At 74.4% G+C, this 19,464-nt stretch carries 18 protein-coding genes and 1 pseudogene; 9 read left to right on the top strand and 10 right to left on the bottom strand.

Annotated elements, in window-relative coordinates; translation table 11 throughout:
* Positions 1–47 precede the first annotated feature (47 nt).
* Positions 48–605 carry a TetR/AcrR family transcriptional regulator gene (locus AB0D10_RS13440; protein ID WP_360255076.1) on the top strand — a complete coding sequence of 186 codons (558 nt, stop codon included), beginning with the start codon at positions 48–50 and terminating at the stop codon, positions 603–605.
* A gap of 56 nt (positions 606–661) precedes the next feature.
* On the opposite strand, the gene AB0D10_RS13435 is transcribed toward AB0D10_RS13440, so the two are convergent.
* Positions 662–3,535: an AfsR/SARP family transcriptional regulator gene (locus AB0D10_RS13435; RefSeq protein WP_360255074.1), complete on the bottom strand. Its 2,874-nt coding sequence runs from the start codon at positions 3,533–3,535 to the stop codon at positions 662–664.
* A 355-nt stretch (positions 3,536–3,890) separates the two neighbouring features.
* Here AB0D10_RS13435 and AB0D10_RS13430 point away from each other — a divergent pair, with 355 nt between their 5' ends.
* Together AB0D10_RS13430 and AB0D10_RS13425 are read left to right on the top strand one after the other, a co-directional pair.
* On the top strand, positions 3,891–5,282 hold the full coding sequence (locus tag AB0D10_RS13430) for a solute carrier family 23 protein (protein ID WP_360255072.1): 1,392 nt from the start codon (positions 3,891–3,893) through the stop codon (positions 5,280–5,282).
* Positions 5,283–5,440: 158 nt separating this feature from the next.
* The gene (locus tag AB0D10_RS13425) at positions 5,441–6,163 is read left to right on the top strand and encodes a heparin lyase I family protein (RefSeq protein WP_360255070.1); all 723 of its coding nucleotides are present in this window, start codon (positions 5,441–5,443) and stop codon (positions 6,161–6,163) included.
* 89 nt (positions 6,164–6,252) lie between these two features.
* On the opposite strand, the gene AB0D10_RS13420 is transcribed toward AB0D10_RS13425, so the two are convergent.
* Positions 6,253–6,495 (bottom strand): hypothetical protein, encoded by a 243-nt coding sequence (locus AB0D10_RS13420; RefSeq protein ID WP_360255067.1) that lies wholly within the window; start codon positions 6,493–6,495, stop codon positions 6,253–6,255.
* Positions 6,496–6,656: 161 nt separating this feature from the next.
* On the opposite strand from AB0D10_RS13420, the gene AB0D10_RS13415 reads away from it, so the two are divergent.
* Complete coding sequence (locus AB0D10_RS13415; RefSeq protein WP_360255065.1) at positions 6,657–7,130, top strand: hypothetical protein; 474 nt, start codon at positions 6,657–6,659, stop codon at positions 7,128–7,130.
* Here the strand turns inward: AB0D10_RS13415 and AB0D10_RS13410 are convergent.
* The 6 genes and pseudogenes from AB0D10_RS13410 to AB0D10_RS13385 form a co-directional block, all read right to left on the bottom strand.
* Positions 7,125–7,292: pseudogene (locus AB0D10_RS13410) on the bottom strand (IS5/IS1182 family transposase); the annotation flags it as partial. The gene AB0D10_RS13415 and the pseudogene AB0D10_RS13410 sit on opposite strands and share 6 nt — an antisense overlap.
* 172 nt (positions 7,293–7,464) lie before the next feature.
* A complete protein-coding gene (locus AB0D10_RS13405; protein ID WP_360255264.1) occupies positions 7,465–7,977 on the bottom strand; it encodes an NUDIX domain-containing protein in 513 nt (170 codons plus the stop codon).
* A 66-nt stretch (positions 7,978–8,043) separates the two neighbouring features.
* Complete coding sequence (locus tag AB0D10_RS13400) at positions 8,044–8,259, bottom strand: DUF397 domain-containing protein (RefSeq protein WP_360255063.1); 216 nt, start codon at positions 8,257–8,259, stop codon at positions 8,044–8,046.
* A 47-nt stretch (positions 8,260–8,306) separates the two neighbouring features.
* Positions 8,307–8,567 (bottom strand): hypothetical protein, encoded by a 261-nt coding sequence (locus AB0D10_RS13395; RefSeq protein WP_360255061.1) that lies wholly within the window; start codon positions 8,565–8,567, stop codon positions 8,307–8,309.
* Between the two features lie 34 nt (positions 8,568–8,601).
* Positions 8,602–9,015: a hypothetical protein gene (locus AB0D10_RS13390; protein ID WP_360255059.1), complete on the bottom strand. Its 414-nt coding sequence runs from the start codon at positions 9,013–9,015 to the stop codon at positions 8,602–8,604.
* Positions 9,016–9,091: 76 nt separating this feature from the next.
* The gene (locus tag AB0D10_RS13385) at positions 9,092–9,652 is read right to left on the bottom strand and encodes a hypothetical protein (RefSeq protein ID WP_360255057.1); all 561 of its coding nucleotides are present in this window, start codon (positions 9,650–9,652) and stop codon (positions 9,092–9,094) included.
* Between the two features lie 385 nt (positions 9,653–10,037).
* Here AB0D10_RS13385 and AB0D10_RS13380 point away from each other — a divergent pair, with 385 nt between their 5' ends.
* The 5 genes from AB0D10_RS13380 (at position 10,038) to AB0D10_RS13360 (ending at position 17,529) form a co-directional block, all read left to right on the top strand.
* Entirely contained in the window at positions 10,038–10,475 is a 438-nt protein-coding gene (locus AB0D10_RS13380) for a MerR family transcriptional regulator (RefSeq protein ID WP_360255055.1), read from the top strand.
* A gap of 484 nt (positions 10,476–10,959) precedes the next feature.
* Positions 10,960–12,357 carry an MFS transporter gene (locus AB0D10_RS13375; protein WP_360255053.1) on the top strand — a complete coding sequence of 466 codons (1,398 nt, stop codon included), beginning with the start codon at positions 10,960–10,962 and terminating at the stop codon, positions 12,355–12,357.
* A 305-nt stretch (positions 12,358–12,662) separates the two neighbouring features.
* The gene (locus AB0D10_RS13370) at positions 12,663–15,545 is read left to right on the top strand and encodes an AAA family ATPase (protein ID WP_360255050.1); all 2,883 of its coding nucleotides are present in this window, start codon (positions 12,663–12,665) and stop codon (positions 15,543–15,545) included.
* Positions 15,546–15,815: 270 nt separating this feature from the next.
* On the top strand, positions 15,816–16,919 hold the full coding sequence (locus AB0D10_RS13365; RefSeq protein ID WP_360255048.1) for an NADH:flavin oxidoreductase/NADH oxidase: 1,104 nt from the start codon (positions 15,816–15,818) through the stop codon (positions 16,917–16,919).
* Positions 16,920–17,106: 187 nt separating this feature from the next.
* Positions 17,107–17,529 (top strand): carboxymuconolactone decarboxylase family protein, encoded by a 423-nt coding sequence (locus tag AB0D10_RS13360; RefSeq protein ID WP_360255046.1) that lies wholly within the window; start codon positions 17,107–17,109, stop codon positions 17,527–17,529.
* 40 nt (positions 17,530–17,569) lie between these two features.
* On the opposite strand, the gene AB0D10_RS13355 is transcribed toward AB0D10_RS13360, so the two are convergent.
* Positions 17,570–18,724: a HAMP domain-containing sensor histidine kinase gene (locus tag AB0D10_RS13355; protein ID WP_360255044.1), complete on the bottom strand. Its 1,155-nt coding sequence runs from the start codon at positions 18,722–18,724 to the stop codon at positions 17,570–17,572.
* Positions 18,721–19,413, bottom strand: coding sequence for a response regulator transcription factor (locus tag AB0D10_RS13350; RefSeq protein WP_360255042.1), 693 nt, complete (start codon positions 19,411–19,413; stop codon positions 18,721–18,723). Before AB0D10_RS13350 ends, AB0D10_RS13355 begins: the two co-directional genes overlap by 4 nt.
* Between the last annotated feature and the right edge of the window lie 51 nt (positions 19,414–19,464).

The following is a 19,464-nucleotide window of genomic DNA, read 5'->3' as shown; positions in this document are numbered from 1 at the left end:
CACGGAGCCGGCGGTAAACGCAACGGCTGTGCTTTACGGTGGACCGCATGAGTCGCAGGCAGATGGTGCGTCCCGGCGGGCGCAGCGCCCGGGTCCAGGCCGCGGTGCACACCGCCGTGCGCGAGCTGCTGGCGGAGGCGGGCCGCGACGCGCTGACGGTGCCGATGGTCGCCCAGCGGGCCGGGGTCACGCCGTCGACGGTCTACCGCCGCTGGGGCGACCTGCAGGAGCTGCTGTCGGACGTCGCCGTGGAGCGCCTGCGGCCCGACACCGCGCCGCAGGACCACGGTGACCTGCGGGGCGACCTGACGGCCTGGGCCGAGCAGTTCCTCGACGAGATGTCCTCCCCCTCGGGCCGTGCCTACGTCCGCGACGCCCTGCTCGGCGACCCCGACGGCGACAACGCCGGCCGGTGCTCGGCCTACGCCGCCGAGCAGATCGACACCGTCCTCGCCCGGGCCCGCGAACGCGGGGAGCCGGTGCCCGGCGTCGAGACGGCGATGGATCGCGTCGTCGCCCCGCTGATGTACCGCATCCTCTTCCGCCCGGCGGAGCTGGACGCCGCCTACGCCCGCCGCCTGGTGGCCGGCCTCCTCGACGGCTGACCCCGCTCCCCCGTCGCGTCCCCCGCCGTCCGCGCGGTGGCGCTCGGTGGTCGTGGTCAGCGGCCGCACGGGCCCGCGGTGGCGGTCGCGGTGGCGGTGGCCGGCGCCACGGTCGCAGCCGTGGCAGTGGCCGTGGCCGTGGCCGTGGCCGTGGCCGCGAGGGTGTGCAGGGCTGCCAGGGCGCCCGCCTCCCCGTCGCCGTACTGGTGGGCACGGGCGGCGCGGACGGCGGCGTTGAGGTGGAGGGCGGCCTCCTCCGGGTGGCCGGTGGCCGCCAGGGCCCGGCCGTAGAGGGTCTGCAGCAGGACGCGGCGGGCGGCGGGGAAGGGGGCTTCGGCGACGGCCAGGCCGCGGGCGGCGTGGTGGGCGGCCTCCTCGGGGCTGCCGGCGCTCAGGCATTCCTGGGCGAGGTGCTGGCGGGCGAGGGCGACCAGGTCGACGCGGCCAGCCCGTTCGGACAGCGACAGGGCGCGGACCAGCAGCCCGCGGACCCGCGTGTTCCTGCCGTGGCGGCCGAGGGCGACGGCCAGGTTCATCAGGGCGACGGCCTGCGCGGTGCCGTCGCCGGCCCGGGCGGCGAGGTCGGGGGCGCGTTCGAGGTGGACCAGGGCCCGGTCGTGGTGGCCCTCCTCCAGCAGGACCCAGCCGAGCAGGGCGCGGGCGCGGGACTGGGCGGCCGGGTCGTGGTCGGCCTCGGCGGCGGCCAGGCCGTGTTCGAGCAGCGGCACCCAGCCGTCCCGGACCTGCCACACGATCAGCGGCCACTGCAGCAGGACCAGGCGCCAGGCCCGGTCGTGCAGTCCGGCGGTGACCGCCGCCCCGACCGCGCCGCGCAGGGTGTCCCGTTCGGCGGCGTACCAGGCGAGCGCGCTCGCGCGGTCCGGGAACGGGCGGACCTCGGCGGGGCGGGTGCCGGGCGGCAGGGCGCAGCAGGGCTCGCTGCCCGGTTCGGCGGCGTCGCAGGCGGCGACCAGGGTGTTCATCAGGTGGTCGAGCAGGCGCGGCAGCACCTCGTCGTCGACCTCGCCGGGCAGGCTGCGGGCGTAGAGGCGGACGAGGTCGTGGAGGGTGTAGGCGTCGCGGCCGATCTCCACGATGAGGTGGGCGGTGGCGAGTTGGCCGAGGGCGCCGGAGGCCTCGGCGGGGCGGCAGTCGGCGAGGGCGGCGGCGGTGCGGCTGTCGAGGGTGGTGCCGGTGTGGGCGCCGAGGCGGTGGAACATCCGGCGGGCGGGCTCGGAGAGGTGCTGGACGGTGAGGGCGAGGGCGGCGGCGACGCTGGTGTCCTCGACGTCGAGGATGCCCAGCCGGTCCTGTTCGTCGGCGAGTTCGGCGGCGAGTTCGGCGAGGTCGCGGGCGGGGCCGGTGGCGACGCGGGCGGCGGCCAGGCGCAGGGCGAGCGGCAGGCCGTCGCACAGGGCGGCCAGCCGGGCGGCGGCTTCGGGTTCGGCGGCGACGAGGTCGGCGCCGAGGGTGGCGGCGAGCAGGGTGACGGCCTGCGGGGGCGACAGTTGGGCGAGCGGGACGGGGCGGGCGGCGTCGGAGGCGACCAGGCCGCCGAGCCGGTCGCGGCTGGTGACCAGGGTGACGCAGTCCTCGCCGTCGGGCAGCAGCGGGCGGACCCGGTCGGAGCGGCGGGCGTTGTCCAGGACGATGAGCATCCGGCGGCCGGCGGTCAGTTCGCGGTAGCGGGCGGCCATGGCCTCGGGGGTCGCGGGCATCTCCTCGGCGGGCAGGCCGAGGCCGAGCAGCAGTTCGCGCAGGACGGCGGGGGTGGAGCGTTCGGGCAGCGGGCTGTGGCCGCAGAGGTCGACGTACAGCCGGCCGTCGGGGAAGTCGTCCTGGCGGCGGTGGGCCCAGTACAGGGCGAGGGTGGTCTTGCCGATCCCGGCCCCGCCGGTGACGACGGCGATGGCGCCGGGGCCGGCGGTGGCCCGGTCGAGTGCGGCCAGTTCGTCCTCGCGGCCGGAGAAGCCGCGCGGGCGGCGGGGGAAGGGCCAGGGGGTGGTGCGCGGCGTGCGGACGGGGCCGGCAGGCCCGGCGGCGGTGGCGTGCACGGGCACGGGCGCCTCGACGGGCAGGCGCGCGGGCGCGGGTGCGGCGGCGGGTGCGGGCGCGGCGGCGGAGGCTGCCAGGCCGCCGACGGTGGGCACGCGCGGGGGCGGGACCCGGTCGGACCGCAGGGCGGCGGCGTCGGTGCGCAGCAGGGAGTCGTAGGCCTCGACGAGTTCGGGGCCGGGGTCGATGCCCAGGTCCTCGGCCAGCGCCCGGCGGGTGCGGTGGTACCAGTCCAGGGCTTCCGAGCGGCGTCCGGCCCGGCCGAGCGCCAGGACGAGCGCCGCGACCAGGGGCTCGCGCAGCGGGTTCATCGTGGCCTCGGTGGACAGCACTCCGGCGGCCGCGCCGTGGTCGCCGAGGCGGCCGTGGGCGCGGGCCAGTTCCTCCACGGCCGCGAGCCGCAGTTCCTCCAGGGCGTGCGCGGCGCACTGCAGCGGGACGCTGGGCGCGGTGCCGGCGAGGGCGGGGCCGCGCCACAGCGCGAGTGCTTCCCGCAGGGCCGTGACCGCCTCGGCGGTGTCGGGCGTCGACCGGGCGGAGCACAGCAGGTGTTCGAAGCGGGCGGTGTCCACGGCGAGTTCGGGCACCCGCAGCAGGTAGGCGCCGCCGTCGGTGACCAGTTCGACGCCGACGGCGGGCGCGCCGTGCGCGGCGAGCAGCGCGCGCAGGCCCGAGACGTGGTTGTGGATGACGGTGCGTGAGTGGCGGGGCGGTTCCTCGTCCCACAGCGTCTCGGTGAGCCGGTCCACGGTGACCGGGGCGCCGGGGTTCAGCAGCAGCATGGCCAGCAGGCTGCGGCGTTTGGCGGATCCGGTGGGCAGCTCCCGGCCGTCCGTGGCCACGGCGGCCACCGAGCCCAGCAATCGGAAATCCACGACCCGCCCCTCGATCAATGTGACAAGCATATGACAGTAGGCGACTCGGCGATCACTGGGTGTCGCCCGGGTGACGTGCAGGTGTCCTCCGGATGACGGCCGGACGTCGCGGTGCCCCGGGCACACCGCCGCACCCCGGCGGCGCGCCCCGGCCGGAGCTTGCGCGGCGATCCGCCCCGACCGCCAGTGGTCACGGGCAGTCAGGGACGCTGGAACGGGCGGACCATCCCTGACCAGGGCGGATGCCGGGCCCCTGGAACGGTCGGCCGAGACTCGGGGATTCGATGGACCACCCGGTGACCACGAGAATGGTGCCGACAGTCCCCCGGAAGTTCAGAGAAAGCGATACCTCATCATGGATCTCGGCGTGCGCTGGAAGCTGCACGGTGACGGGCGCACGCCCGCACCGGGGGCGGTGGTCCGCCCCGACGAACGGCTCTCCTGGCCCCGCACGGCAGGACTGGGCGCCCAGCACGTGGTGGCGATGTTCGGGGCCAGCTTCGTGGCACCCGTACTGATGGGGCTCGACCCGAACCTCGCGATCATGATGTCCGGCGTGGCGACCATGATCTTCCTGCTGGCCACCCGCGGCCGGGTGCCCAGCTACCTGGGCTGCTCGCTGTCCTTCGTCGGCGTCGCCGCGGTGATCCGGGCCCAGGGCGGCACCAGCGCGACGGTCACCGGTGCGGTGTTCGTCGTGGCCGCGGTCCTGTTCCTGGTGGGCGTCGCCGTCCAGCGGTTCGGGGCGCGGATCATCCACGCGGCGATGCCGCCGATCGTCACCGGCGCGGTCGTCATGCTGATCGGCTTCAACCTGGCCCCGGTGACGGCCTCCACGTACTGGCCGCAGGACCAGTGGACGGCGCTGCTGGTGATGTTCTTCACCGGGCTGGCCGTCGTGGGCCTGCGCGGCTTCTGGTCGCGGGTGGCGATCTTCCTGGGGCTGGTCTTCGGGTACGGGATCTCCTGGCTGTTCGACCGCGTCTTCGGGAAGATCCACTCGGTGGACGCGAGCGGCCACCTGACCGACCACTGGCGCCTGGACCTGTCCGGCGTCGGCAAGGCCGACTGGGTCGGCCTGCCCACCCTGCACGGCCCCTCCTTCCAGTGGTCCGCGATCCTCGTCGCCCTGCCCGTGGTGATCGCCCTCGTCGCCGAGAACGCCGGACACGTCAAGGCCGTCGGCGAGATGACCGGCACCAACCTCGACGACAGGCTCGGCACCGCGATCTCCGCCGACGGCGTCGCCTCCATGCTCTCCACCGCCGTCGGCGGCCCGCCGAACACCACCTACTCGGAGAACATCGGCGTCATGGCCGCGACCCGGGTCTACTCCACCGCCGCGTACTGGGCGGCGGCCTGCTTCGCGCTGCTCTTCGGCATCTGCCCCAAGTTCGGTGCCATCGTCGCCGCCATCCCCGGCGGCGTGCTCGGCGGCATCACCGTCATCCTCTACGGCATGATCGGCCTGCTCGGCGCGCAGATCTGGACCAAGTCCGGGGTGGACCTGCGCAACCCGCTCAACCTGGTGCCGGCCGCGGCGGGCATCATCATCGGCATCGGCAACGTGACACTGAAGTTCACCGACACCTTCAGCCTCAGCGGCATCGCGCTGGGCACCCTGGTCGTCATCACCGGCTACCACACACTGCGGGCCCTGGCCCCCGCCCACCTCAAGGCGCAGGAACCGCTGCTCGACGAAGGCACCTCCTCCTACGACGAACAGACCCCCGAGGGCGGCAGCTGACGACCCGTGAGGCACCGGCGGAAGTAACCCCGCAGGTACTTCCGCCCGTGGTTCCGCCTGGTTCACGGGCCCGGCAGATGGTCGAATCGCTGCGTAGGCTCGGGCCAGTCGTCCCGGCCCGGGCCCGCGTCCGATTCCGCACCTCCCCGGGGAGACCCATGTCCCGTCCGTCCCGCCGCCGCACGCTCACCTACGGGGGCGTGGCCACCACCGTCCTCGCGCTCTCCTGGGCCACCGCGGCCCCCAGCAGCGCGGCAGGCCAGGTGCTGTGGACCCCGAGCACGAGCAAGGGCCCGTCCTCCTTCGCCTCCGTGCAGTGCGCCTCGGGCAACTTCAAGGTCGTCAACGACGCCGCCAAGGGCAAGGTGTGGCGGGCATACCAGGCCGCCGGGCAGGAACGCTGCGAGACGCTCAGCCCCGAGCTGAAGAAGGGCGACACCTTCTACCTCGGCTGGTCGTCCAAGGTCGACATCAAGGACGACAACAGCCGCTACGTCTTCCAGCTCAAGTGCTCACCGAGCACCGACACGGCCAACCACCCCATCGAGATCGACGCCACCAACGGGCGCATCCGGCTCCAGGAATGGGACACCCAGCACGTCTCGCACACGCTGTGGACCGCCCCGACGGCCAACGGCCAGTGGCACTCCTACGCACTGAAGATCCGCCTGGGCCGGACCGACGGCACCATCGACTTCTGGTTCGACGGCAAGAAGCAGACCTTCACCACCGGCTCCGGCACCTTCAAGGGCACCACCTGGGACGGCGACAGCAACTACCTCAAGTGGGGCTCGTACCACGAGTCCACGGGCGACGCGACGAACACCTTCACCAGCCCGGTGATGGCCACCACCCTGGAAGCGGCCACCGCCGGCTCGTAGCAGGGGACGCGGAGAACGTCCGCAGGCCCGGACCGCGTGGTGGCGGCCCGGGCCTGCGGCACGCGGAGCCCATACGCCGGAAGTTCTGCTCACTGCCCCGCGTTCCGCTCCCGCGTCTTGCGCCGCATCTCCTGCAGGATGGCCAAGGTCTCGGGGTAGATCGGGGCCTTGTTCTCCTCCTCGACTACCTGCGGATTCTGCTGTGCTTGCGGGAGGAGTTCGTCGTAGCGAGGGTCCCCCGGCTCGAACTTGTACCACCCGTCGTAGAAGTGCCCCTCCACGGTCCTTCCGCCGTACTTCAGCCAGATGGTGACGCCATTGGCGTCGAGCATCGGGTAGTCCGTGACCTCATAGGGCTCAGAATGCTCGCTCAAAATACGCCCCCCGTTATCTCCCATGGCGCCCCCGCGCTGTCGGTCGGCTGACCATTCTCGCGGCCAGAGCGATCAACCAGGAGCTGTCCGGCCGATCATGAGGTGCGTACTCTTGGCGCGTGATTGATCACGGTATTGCTCTGCCCTACTACCGCCTCCATGTCGTGCCTGCGGTCGTGGCGCTGGCCAGCCCGACGTGGCAGCGAGAAGTATGGCTCGATCCGGATCAGTTCGAGGACCTCGACTACACCGTGCACGTGCTCTTCGACGACTTCTGCGATGCGAGCAATCCTCTGCCCTGGCTGGGTCAGTGCCTTCGCAGCGAGGAGGAAGTCGAGCTGATGGCGCGTCTTGGTGCGGCCTACGGCGCGGTACAGGACTCGGTCGGCGCCGCTGGCGCCGCTGCCCGCGACGAGGTCTATCTGGACTCACCGGGCTGGCCTGCCGTAGTCGCTGCGGCAGCCCGGTTGGCCCAGGTGCTGGTGTCCAATGATCACTCGGCGTTGAGCAAGCTGCATGACGCCGGCTATCGCTGGCCGCTCGGCGCCGAGCCGGCTACGTCCGGGACGGAAGACCAGCGTGTCGGCTCATGACCGCAGCCAGATAACCAGGGCCGCGGCGGTGACCGTTCCGAGGAAGACGTAGCCGCGCTTGTCATAGCGGGTCGCGACGGCCCGGGAGTTCTTCAGCTTGTTGATGGCCCGTTCGACGGTATTGCGCTTCTTGTACCGGGCCTCCTCGAACCCCGGTGGCCGAGTGCAGTCGGCCCGCCGGCCCGGTGTGACGATCAGGGACAGCGGGCGGCACCGGCCGTCCGCGCTCAGGTGGGGCCCGCCCGAACCATTCGGTCCTCTCCCCCGGCTCACCGCAGGACGGCGGCGCCCCCGGGCACCTCCCGGTGGCCGGGGCCGCGCAGCCACGTCCGCCTCACGGCCCGTTCCGGGGCCGGTCACGGCGCCAGGTGAGATAGCGATCGAACGCCTCCTGCCCGTCCGGGATGAAGCGCCACTTCCGCACGGCCTCCCGCAGCTCCGCCTCCGTCAGCCATCCGTGCCAGGCGACCTCTCCAGGGTCGGGTGTCACCTCGCCCGTGACCACGGCCTCGTGCACGCCGAGCCAGTACGGGCTGATCGCCCCCCGGCACAGGAACGTGAACAGGAAGCGCACCGGCGCATCCACGCCCAGTTCCTCGGCCAGTTCCCTGGCCGCCGCCTGCTCATAGGACTCGCCGACGTTCACCGCTCCGCCGAACATCACCTCGTGGTGGCCGGGAAACCGGGACAGGTTCTCCGGCCGCCGGTAGACCAGCACCCGCCCCTGCTGATCACGGCAGACCGTCGTCGCGATGCGGTGCAGCCAGCCCCGACGGATGGCCTCACCCCGGTCCACCACCGCCAGCACCCGATCCTGATCGTCCACGCGTTCCACCGGTTCATTCACGGCACCCACGATCGCACGACCCCGCCCCCGGCTCTCGCCCCCGTCGGGGCTCACGAACGCTCCGGCTCAGACCTCGCCGAACTCGCCGCTGCGGACGGCGGCGACGAACGACTGCCAGGCCTCGGCGGCGAAGACCAGGGCCGGCCCGTCCGGGTCCTTGGAATCGCGGACGGGCATCACCCCGGGGAAGCCGGGCGCCACCTCCACGCAGGTGCCGCCGTTGTCGCTGTAGCCGGACCTGCGCCACCCGGCACCGGTCAAGTCGACTGTGTGAATGGCCATTCGGGGTCCTCCCGAGTCGTCCGTCCTGCCCTTCGCCGCTCCGCTGCCTACCGGGCCCCGCCGTCGGGCCGGGTGCCGCCCGGGAGCGGCATCGAGGGCAGGATGCCCGCCGCGCGGTAGTCGGAGGCGGTGCCGTGCCCGGTGGTGATGCGCCGGGCGACCGCCGGGTCGACGTGCACCACCCGCCCCTGGACGCGCAACGTCCCGTCGGCGGGGTGCCGGGCGGTGTCCGCGGAGACCGTTCCGGCGGAGGCGACGGTCAGGAGAACCACGGCGGCTCCCAGGACGATCGAGGTCTTTCGGGTCACGACGGCCACTCCTCCCTGAGGGCAACGGCGGTGCCTACGCGTCGACGGCGCCGAGCGAGGCGAAGAACGCGGCGTCCAGCGGGTGTTCCCAGGAGGCGACGGCGACGGTCGCCCCCTGCCAGGGGAAGCTCACGCAGGTCAGGCGGCCGTCGGCTGACCGGCGGCGCACTGCGGTGACGGCGGTGCCGTGGACGACGACCGGGGCGGGCGTCTCCTCGACGAGTTCGAGCCGTTCGGGCCGGTCGCCCCGCCCGAGCAGGTTCCTGACCGCCGCTTCCGTCTGGTCCCGTGCGGTCGACTGCGCGAAGACGACGACCGGCAGCCCACGCCGCCCGCCGTGCCCGTAGGAGTGGACCACGGAGTCCGTGCCCGGGCCCGTCCCGCCGCGGATGAGCATGCCCCTGCCCTCCGCCCAGCCGGGGATCCCCACGATCTGATCGGTGGTCATGGCGCCTTCCTCTCCTCCGGATCCAGCATAGGCACGGCGGCGGCCCCGGGGGACCGCCGCCGTGATTCCCGTCGGATCAGCCGTGGACGGTCTCGCAGGGGCGGCCCGAGATCCCGACCCAGGTGTTGCAGATCTGGGTCGTGCCACCGAAGTCGAGGTCGCCGGTGGAGTTCCAGACGATGCCGTCGTTGCACTCCTGGGGGCCGGTGCCGGCGAGGTCGCCGTCCTCCCAGAACGCGCCGTAGCTGCACTGGTAGCCGTTGGTGTAGGCGAAGGTGCTCCAGGTGGACACGTGCAGGCCCGACCCGGTCACCTCGATGCAGACCTCGCCGTTGCACCCGGAGGCGTTCCTCGGGCTGGCGACGACGCCCGCCGTCGAGCCGGTGCGGGCGCCGCTGGCCAGCTTCCGGTGGATCTTGCCCGCCAGCGGGGTGTCGAGGTACTGCGTGTTGGGCTTGATGCCCAGCCGCACGGCCTCGGCCTGGGTGAGCACCCCGCCGTGGGCCTGCACCGACGCCCTGACCGCGTTCTGGTCGATGTGCGGGATCGCCTCGGACGCGCTCGCCGGCGTCGCACACAGTGCGAGGGCCGCGCCGGCCCCCACCAGGGCTGACAGCCGCTTGACCTTCGTGAACACGAGCTTCCCCCATTCTCCCGATGGCACCTTCTGCACCTCGGGTGTCAGGGATCACCCTAGATTCGTACATGTCTTCGACTGGAAGATCGAGGGGCCTGCTTGGCCGGATCACGCGGAGGACGGACCAATTCCGGGCGGCCCGACCGGCCGGCGCCCGAACTCCTGTGAACCGGCTGCGAATCGGCTGCGAATCGGCTGCGAATCCGCCGCCGGCCGAGAAAGCGGGCGGCAGGGAACGAACAGGACGTTTCCCCGACGCCCCGGGAAGCACCTCCCGACGGATCCCGGGAGAACGGGGAGGAGGCCCGGCGCACGGCGGGGCACCGCAGCCGGGCCGGGCCAGGCGGGTTGCCCCTCCCCCAGGGGCAGGGCGCACAGTGGCGGCGTGCAGGACGAACTGATCACCATCGGGGAACTCGCCGCCCGGACCAGGCTGAGCGTCAAGGCGCTGCGGCTGTACGACGGGCGGGCCCTGCTGCGGCCCGCCCGCACCGACCCGCGCACCGGCATCCGCCGCTACGGCCCGGAGCAGGTCGAACGGGCCCGGCGGATCGCGCTGCTGCGCGCCGCCGGGCTGCCGCCGGCGCGGATCGCGGCCGTCCTGGACGCGGGCGGCGCGGAGGGCGAGCGGCTGCTGCTCGCGTACTGGCGCGAGCAGGAGGGCGTGCACGCGGCCCGCCGGGAGGCGGTGGGCTACGCCCGCTCGGTGCTGACGGGAAGGGGCGGGGCCGTCTACGAGGTCCGTGAGCGCGAAGTGCACCGCACCGCACCGCACCCAGGATTCTGGACTTGTGGGTCCATTTCCGGCTGCCTACCGTGCTGACCGTTCCCTCCCGAACGAGCCCCGGCCGGAGCTGGGCCCCCTCACCTCCCGGCAGGCCTGGGACCGGTGGCGCGGCAGGGTCCTCGCCCCGGCTGACGCGGCCGGCCGGGGGCGCCGCCGGGCCCCGCCGCTGTGGGAAGGGCCACAGAACGGGGCCGTCCGGGGCCCGTGAGTGAGAAGGGTCACGCCGCGTGCGCGATCCGCCGCCGCCGTGGGGGCCGGACGGCGATCGGCCCCGGCATGACTGGGCGGGGCTTGGATCGATACGGCCGGAAGGCCCGTCCGCTTCGGGACCAAGGTCATCAATCCGTTTGACCTTGGACCTCGTGGTGACCCCGGTGGACCGGGGCAACCCTGGACGGTCGCCCGGTGTGATCGGGCGATGGCGCCGTCCAGCGTGGGCGGCGCCGTTCCCTGCCGTCTACCCGGCGCACGGTGAACGGGCCCCGGCTCGCCGCCGTACGCTCCGGAGGACCCCAAGCTCATGTCCCAGACCATCGACAACGCCCCGTATACCGGCTTCCACCGCAGACTGGCCCTCGCCTGCTCCGGCGGGCCGCTGCTGGACGGCTACATCCTGAGCATCGTCGGCGTCGCCCTGATCGGGATGCGCCCCGACCTCGGGCTGTCCACCGCCGAGGTCAGCCTGATCGGCGCCGCCGCCCTGGTCGGCATGTTCGTCGGCGGCGCGCTCTTCGGCGTGCTGACCGACAAGATCGGCCGGGAGGTGATGTACACCGCCGACCTGCTGGTGATGGTCGCCTGCTCGGTGCTCTCGTTCTGGGTCGACCAGGTGTGGGCGATCGCCGTGCTGCGCTTCGTGCTCGGCATGGCCGTGGCCGCCGACTACCCCATCGCGACCTCGCTGCTCGCCGAGTGGCTGCCCGCCAAGCACCGGGGCCGTCTGCTCGGCCAGCAGATCGTCGCCTGGTACGCCGGCTCCGTGCTCGCCTACGTGGTGGGCTACCTGTTCCTGGAGCTGGCCGGTCCCGGCAGCTGGCGGTGGATGCTGGCGAGCTCCACGGTGCTGTGTGTGGTCTTCCTGGTGATCCGCCGCGGCTCGCCCGAGTCGCCGCGCTGGCTCGCCGCCAACGGGCGGGTCGGCGACGCGGTGCGCGTGGTCGAGAAGCACCTCGGGGTCCGGGTCGACGGCCGCGAGCTGATGCCCGACCCGGCCGAGCGCGGCCGGCCCGTCGGCCTGCGCCTGCTGATGACCCAGCCCTACCGGCGCCGCACCCTCTTCTGCGGCCTGTTCTTCCTCTGCCAGGTCGGCCCGCTGTTCGCGATGCTCACCTTCGGCCCGCAGATCCTCTCCTCCTTCGGCATGCCCGGCGGCACCGTCATGGAGACCCTCGGCACCGGGCTGATCAGCCTCGTCTTCCTGCTCGGCTGCTACCCGGCCCTGCGCCTGATCGACAGCCGCGGCCGACGCCCCGTCATCATCTGGTCCTTCGCCCTGATGACCGTGCCGCTCGCCCTGCTCGGCGTGTGGCCCACCGCCCCCGCCGCGATCGCCCTGACCGCGCTGTGCGCGTACGCCTTCCTGTGCGGCGGGCCCAACGTGCTCGACTGGACCTACCCCAACGAGCTGTTCCCGACCGAGATCCGGGCCACCGCCGTGGGCGTGGCCACCTCGGTCAGCCGGATCGGCGCGGCCGTCGGCACCTACCTGCTGCCGCTGTCCCTGACCGGGCTCGGCACCGGCCCGACCATGCTGATCGCCGCCGGCATCACCGCGCTGGGCCTGCTGGTGTGCGCGCTGTGGGCCGAGGAGACCCGCGGCACCGCCCTGGGCGCGGCACCGGCCGGGTCCGCGGCCGCACCGGCCGACGGCCCGGCGCGGGGCGTCCCGTCCCAGCGCGTCCCGCAGGCGGTGCGCTGACCGTGCGCTGACGGCCACCACATGACGCGTCGACGGCGCCGCCCGGTCCTCCCGGGCGGCGCCGTCGCCGTTTCACCGGCCGGCCGCCGCGTGCCCGCCGAGGGACGCGGCGGGGGCGGTGGAATCGATCACGGAGCGGCGTCATCGCAGGCCGGGGCGGGCTGTCCGGGCCCGAACGCTCCGAATCGGACCGGCCGCCCGCGGGGGGCGGCCGGCGGCTTTGTCAAGCCCGTACCGGAGGCGGCCGCGCGGCGATAGCGTCGGGCTCTCAACGACCGTTCCGACACGGTGAATTGGAGGCGAGGGTGACCGAGGCGAAGCCCGGGGACGACAGCGCGGACGGCAGGCCCGACGGGCCCGGTGGCGGGCCCGGCGGGGCCGGTGGCGGGCCCGGCGGGGCCGGTGGGGCCGGTGGGGCCGGTGGGGAGGGCGGGCCGCTGCACGAGCGCGAGGCCGAGATCCGCTCGGCGGCGCGGGCGATCGGGGCGCTCACCGCTCCCGCCGGCAGCGAGGCCGGGGAGCTGCTGCTCTACACGGGCGCCGCCGGGCTGGGCAAGACCGCGGTGCTGACCGAGGTGCGACGGGCGGCCCGGCGCGCGGGCTGCACGGTGCTGTTCGCCCGGGGCGGGCAGCGCCAGTGCCACGAGCCGTTCCACGTGGTGCGCCAGCTGGTGCGCCCGGTGCTGGCGGCCCTGTCCGACGAGGAGCGGGCCCGGGTCTTCGGGCCGTGGGAGGACGTCGTCGGCCCGGCGGCCGGGCTGCTGGCGCCCCGCGGGCAGCTCGACCCGCAGGGCGTGCGGGACGGGCTGGACTTCGTCCTGACCCGCCTGGTGCAGCTGCGTTCCCCGCTGGCGGTGATCGTCGACGACCTCCACTGGGCCGACCCGGAGTCGCTCGGCTGGCTGGCGGGCTTCGCGGTCCGCACCCGGGAGCTGCCGGCCCTGCTGGTGCTCGCCTGCCGTGACGAGTTCCCCGACGACGCCCTGTCCCTGCAACGCGGCCTGGCCGACCGGGCCGACCGCCGGCACGAGCTGCGCCCGCTCCAGCCGGCCTCGGTCGCGCACCTGGTCCGCGCGGCCCTGGGCGAGCGGGCCGAGGACGCCTTCTGCCGGCACGTCTGGGCCGTCACCGGCGGGAACCCGTACGAGACCGCCGCCCTGCTGCGCGAGGTCGCCGACCAGCGGCTCGACCCGGTCGAGGAGAGCACCGGGCAGCTGCGCGAACTCGCCGCCACCGCGCGGGGGATGACGCTGCGGCACTGGCTGGAACGGCTCGGCCCCACCGCGCTGCGCTTCGCCTGGGCGGCGTCCGTGCTGGACACCGACATCCGCCACGACCTCGCCGCCACCATCTGCGCCCAGGGCCCGGAGACCGCCGCCCAGTCCGTGCGGGAGCTGCGCCACCACCGGGTGCTGACCGGCACCGCGGGGGGCCGGCTGGAGTTCGTCCACCCGTTGGTCGCCACCTCGGTGTACCAGTCGATGCCGCCCGCGACCCGCACCGCGATGCACGGGGTCGCCGCCGTCGCCCTGGAGAACGCCGGCCTCGGCCTGCTGGCCGCGTCCCGGCACCTGCTGGAGATCCTGCCCGAAGGGGACGGCGCGATCGTCGACAAGCTGCGCCGGGCGGCCCGCGAGCACCTGGCCATCGGCGCGCCCGAGGCCGCTCAGCGCTGCCTGCGCCGCGCCATCAGCGAGCCGCCCGCCGACGAGGACCGGGCCCCGGTGCTCTACGAGCTCGGCTGCTCGGCGCTGCTCACCGACCCGGCGACCACGGTCAACCAGCTGCGCCTGGCGCTCGCCGACCCGTACGGGCTGGACCCGGGGCTGCGGGTGGACGCGACGTTCCGGCTCGCCCAGGCCCTGGCCCACAGCAACCGGCTCGGCGAGGCCGCCGCGCTGTGTGCCGAGGAGGCCGCGCGCACCGGGCCCGGGCCGGGGCAACTGCGCCTGGAGGTCGCCCACTTCATGTTCGCGGCGTTCCAGTCCGAGGACCCGGACGGTCCGGGGCGGTCGCGGCGGCTCGCGGAGTTCGACCGGATGCTGGGCACGATCGGCCTGGCCTTCAGCGACACCTTCACCGAGGCCTCCGGTACTGCCGACGCCGACGCCCGCGCCGAGGCGCCCGGCGGTGCCGGCGCGGGTACGGGCGGCGGGGCCGTGTTCGAACGCGACGGTCTGGTCCACGCGGTGGCGGTATTGCGCTGCTGGGACCTCACGCTGCGCGGCGTCGACAGCGCGGAGGCGATCGCCCTCGGCGAGTCGGCGCTGCCGGGTGGCCGGCTGCCCCGCAGCCTGGGCTGGACCAACACCACCTGGGGCTTCGAGCTGCCCGGGATCCTGGGCATCAGCTACCTGTACGCCGACCGGGTCGACCGGGCGCAGGAGCTGTTCGACGAGGCGGTGCGCACCTACGAGGTCGCCGGGTGGAGCGGCGGCCACCTCGGCTTCGCCTACCTGCTGACCGGCATGCTCCGTTTCCGCTGCGGCGCGCTCGCCGCGGCGGAGGACTACCTGCGCCGGGCGCTGCGGATCGCCGGGCGGATCGGCCCGGGCACCCCGCTGCACTGGGACGCGGTCGGGGCGCTGGCCGAGACCCTGGCGGCGCGCGGCCGGGTGGAGGAGGCCCTGGAGCTGACGCGCGAGCACGCCTTCGGCCCGCCGTATCCGACGGTGATGGTGCTGCCGGACGCCCCGACGCTGTACGGGCGGCTGCTGCTGGCCCGGGGTGACGCGGCGGGCGCGGCCGCGACGCTGGCCGCCGCCGGGGCGGCCCTGGACGCGCGCGGGTGGCGCAACACGGTGTGGGCGCCGTGGCTGGGCCACCTGGCGCGCGCGGTGGCCCCGGAGCAGCCGGACCGGGCCCGCGGCCTCGCCGCGGAGGCGGTGCGCCGGGCCCGGGAGTCGGGGACGGACTCGGCCGTCGGCAGCGCGCTGCGGCTGTGCGCCGCGGTGCACGAGCGGCCGCGTGCGGCTGCCCTGCTGACGGAGGCGGTCGGGCATCTGGAACGGTCGCCGGCCCGCTACGAGCACGCGATCGCCCTGGTCGACCTGGGGGAGGTGCTGGGCGGCGCGGCGGGTGGCCGCGGGGCGCTCGCCCGGGGGCTGGAGCTGGCCACCCGGTGCGACGCGGACGGGCTGGCCGCCCGGGCCCGTGCTCTGCTGCGGACGGACGGCGACGCGGGCTGAGGCCGGGGCGGCGGTGCCGGTGGCCAGGGCAACACGGGCTGAGGCCGGGCCGGCGCGGGGGCCGGCGGTGCCGGTGGCCAGGGCAACACGGGCTGAGGCCGGGGCGGCGCGGGGGCCGGCGGTGCCGGTGGTCGGGGCGGCGCGGGACGGGCGGTGGACCCTTGCAGATATCTGCACGCGCAACTATCTTTGGGCTCATAAATTGCAGCTGCAATCACTTTGTGGGTGCGCCCCTCCGTCCTGGCGCCGCCGACCCCTCGGGAGTCCGTCATGAGCACCACCCTCTTCACCCCGTACACCCTGCGGGAACTGACCGTCCCCAACCGGATCTGGATGCCGGCGATGTGCCAGTACAGCGCCGCGCCGGACGGGGACGCGGCCGGCGTGCCGACGGACTGGCACTTCACCCACCTCGCGGCGCGCGCCGCCGGCGGCACCGGACTGATCATCACCGAGGCCACCGCCGTCAGCCCCGAGGGCCGCATCAGCCCGTACGACCTCGGGATCTGGAACGACGAGCAGGCTGCGGCCTTCCGCCGGATCACCGACTTCCTGAAGTCCCAGGGCGCCGTGGCCGCGATCCAGCTCGCCCACGCCGGACGCAAGGCCTCCACCGAGCGGACCTGGGTCGACCGCGGGCGCCCGCTGGCCGCCGACGAGGAGCACGGCTGGGCGCCGGTCGGCCCCGGCACCGAGCCCTTCTCCCCCGCCCACACCGCGCCGCAGGAGCTGACCGAGGAACAGATCGGCACGATCGTAAGGCAGTTCGCCGACGCCGCCCGGCGGGCGCTGGACGCCGGCTTCCAGGTCGCCGAGATCCACGGCGCCCACGGCTACCTCGTGCACCAGTTCCTCTCCCCGCACACCAACCGCCGCACCGACGGCTACGGCGGCACCTTCGAGGGGCGCATCCGCTTCGCACTGGAGGTCGTCGACGCGGTGCGCGCCGTGTGGCCCGAGGAGCTGCCGGTCTTCTTCCGCGTCTCCGCGACCGACTGGCTCACCGAGAACCCGGAGGACGGCCGCGAGGGCTGGACCTCGCAGGACACCGTCCGCCTCGCCAAGGAACTCCAGGCGCACGGCGTGGACCTGCTGGACGTCTCCACCGGCGGCCTCGTCCCCGACGCCCGGATCGACGCCGCGCCCGGCTTCCAGGTGCCCTTCGCCGAGGCCGTGCGCAACGAGGCCGGCCTGCCCGTGGCCGCCGTCGGCCTGATCACCGACCCCGCCCAGGCCCAGGCCGTCGTCACCGGGGGCCACGCCGACGCCGTCCTGGTCGGCCGCGAACTGCTGCGCGACCCGTCCTGGGCCCGCCGCGCCGCCGCCGAACTCGGCGGCGAGGTCCTCTCCCCCGTCCAGTACCACCGCGCCTGACACCCGGCACCACCTCGGCACCCCCGCGCCCGCCGGCCCCCGGCGAGTGCGGGGGTGTCGGGCTTGAGTCGGAGTGCACTCCAAGTCCTACGGTTCTGCCGTGAGTCCGACCCGCCGGCCCCGGCGGGCGGGTCGGGACGGGACACGGGAGCCGCCGCACGGGCGGCCGGGAGACAGGAGCACGACGATGAGCAGCACCGCGAACGACGCACAGGCCCGGCAGGAGCGCTTCGAGCACGGGATGGAGGTGCTGGAGCGCGTCGACGGCGAGGTCGGGCGCCGGGTCGTGGAGTCCCTGGGCGACGTCAGCCCCGAACTCGGCCACCAGATCGTCGCCTGGGGCTTCGGCGAGATCTACAGCCGCCCCCAGCTCGCACCGCGCGACCGCCAGCTGGTCACCCTCGGCATGCTCACCGCGCTCGGCGGCTGCGAGCCGCAGCTGGAGGTCCACGTCAACGCCGCCCTGAACGTCGGGCTCACCCCCGAGCAGATCGTCGAGGCCCTGCTGCACGCCTCCGGCTACTGCGGCTTCCCCCGGGCCCTGAACGCCACCTTCGTCGCCAAGAAGGTCTTCGCCGAGCGCGGACTGCTGCCCGTCACGCCCGACTGACCCCCCGCCCGGCCTGCCTCGCCGCACGGGGGCCCGCCGGTCAGGGGGCCGGCAGGGCCGGCAGGTCGATGGTCGCGCGCAGGCCGCCGGCCGGGTCCGGGGCCAGCCGCAGCTCGCCGTGGTGGGCGTCGGTGACGGCGGCCACGATCGCCAGGCCCAGCCCGTGGCCGCGGCGGGCCGGGTCGGCCTCGGCGGTGCGTCCGCGCCCGCGCAGGAACGGTTCGGTGAAGGTGGCCACGGCCTCCGCGGTGAGCCGGGGTCCGGTGTTGGCCACCGTCAGGTGCACCCGGCCGGGCCGCTCCGGGTCGGGCCCGGTGGCGACGGTGACCTCGCCGCCGGCCGGCAGGTTGTGGCGCAGCGCGTTGTGCAGCAGGTTGACGGCCGCCTGGCGCAGCAGGACGGGGTTGCCGGTGGCCGGGGCGGGGCGCAGGTCGGCGGTGAGGGTGACACCGAAGGCGCGGGCCTCCTCGCGGACGGCGGCCAGGGCCTGGCCGGTGGTGTCGGCGAGGTCGAGGGGGGCGAGGTCGGGCGGGGCGTGGCCGAGGTCGGCGAGCTGGAGCAGGGCCTCGCTGATCTCGATGCCGCGCTGGTTGGTGTCCTGGAGGCGGCGGACGAGCGTGTCCCAGTCCTGGCCGGCCGGATCGGCGGCGGCGACCTGGAGCATGGTGCGGGTGATCGCCAGCGGGGTGCGCAGTTCGTGGGAGGCGTTGGCGGCGAAGCGCTGCTGGGCCTCGAAGGAGCGCTGGAGGCGTTCGAGCATCTCGTCGAAGGCGTCGGAGAGTTCGGTGAACTCGTCGCGCGGGCCGGTGAGGGCGACGCGGTGTTCCAGGGCCCCGCTCGCGGCGGTGTGGGCGGCGCGGGTGATGTCCTGCAGCGGGCGCAGCACCCGGCCGGCGATCAGCCAGCCGCCGATCAGGCCGACGGCGGTGAGCAGGGCGAGGGCGTAGCCGGAGGCGGTGAGCAGGGAGTCGAGGATCTCCTGGCGGGAGGGGGCGTCGGAGCGGTAGCGGGGGTTGGAGGAGGTCAGGGGGTAGTTGGGGACGTAGCGCATGCCGACGTAGACCACGGCGAGGGAGAGGGTGCCGGCGGTGACGGCGAAGAGGGTGTAGCTGAGGGTCAGGCGCATCCGGGCGGTGAGGCGGCGGGGGCGTGTGCGCCGGCCGGGGGCGGCGGGGGCACCGGGTGCGGTGGTCATCGGGGGGTGTCCTCGTCGCCGGGGGAACCGACGTGGCCGAGGCGGTAGCCGACGCCGGGCACGGTCTGGATCAGCCACGGGTCGCCGAGGCGTTTGCGCAGGCTGGAGATGGTGATGCGGACGGCGTTGGTGAAGGGGTCGGCGTTCTCGTCCCAGGCGCGTTCGAGGAGGTCCTCGGCGCTGATGACGCCGCCGCGGGCGGTCATCAGGACTTCCAGGACGGCGAACTGCTTGCGGGAGAGGGCGACGTAGCGGCCGTCGCGGTAGACCTCGCGGCGGAAGGGGTCCAGGCGCAGCCCGACGTACTCCAGGACGGGCGGGGCGGCCTGGGCCGGGCGGCGGGCCAGTGAGCGCAGCCGGACGACGAGTTCGGGCAGGTCGAAGGGTTTGGTGAGGTAGTCGTCGGCGCCGAGTTCGAAGCCGGCGACCTTCTCGTCGAGCCGGGCGGCGGCGGTGAGCATCAGGACCCGGCAGCCCAGGGCGCGCTCGACGATGCTGCGGCAGACGTCGTCCCCGTGGGTGCCGGGGATGTCGCGGTCGAGGACGACGACGTCGTAGCTGTTGACCGCCAGCCGCTCCAGCGCGGCGTCGCCGTCGGTGACGATGTCGCAGGCGATCGCCTCCAGGCGCAGTCCCGCCTGGACCGCCTCGGCGAGGTAGATCTCGTCCTCCACCACCAGGACCCGCACGTGCCGTTCTCCCGTCCGTCTTCACCGTTCGTCCCCCATTGGACCCGATGG

Source organism: Kitasatospora sp. NPDC048545 (genome assembly GCF_040651155.1).
Lineage (GTDB): Bacteria > Actinomycetota > Actinomycetes > Streptomycetales > Streptomycetaceae > Kitasatospora.
The sequence above is the reverse complement of the archived record's forward strand: the minus strand, read 5'-3'. Positions and strand labels throughout refer to the sequence as shown.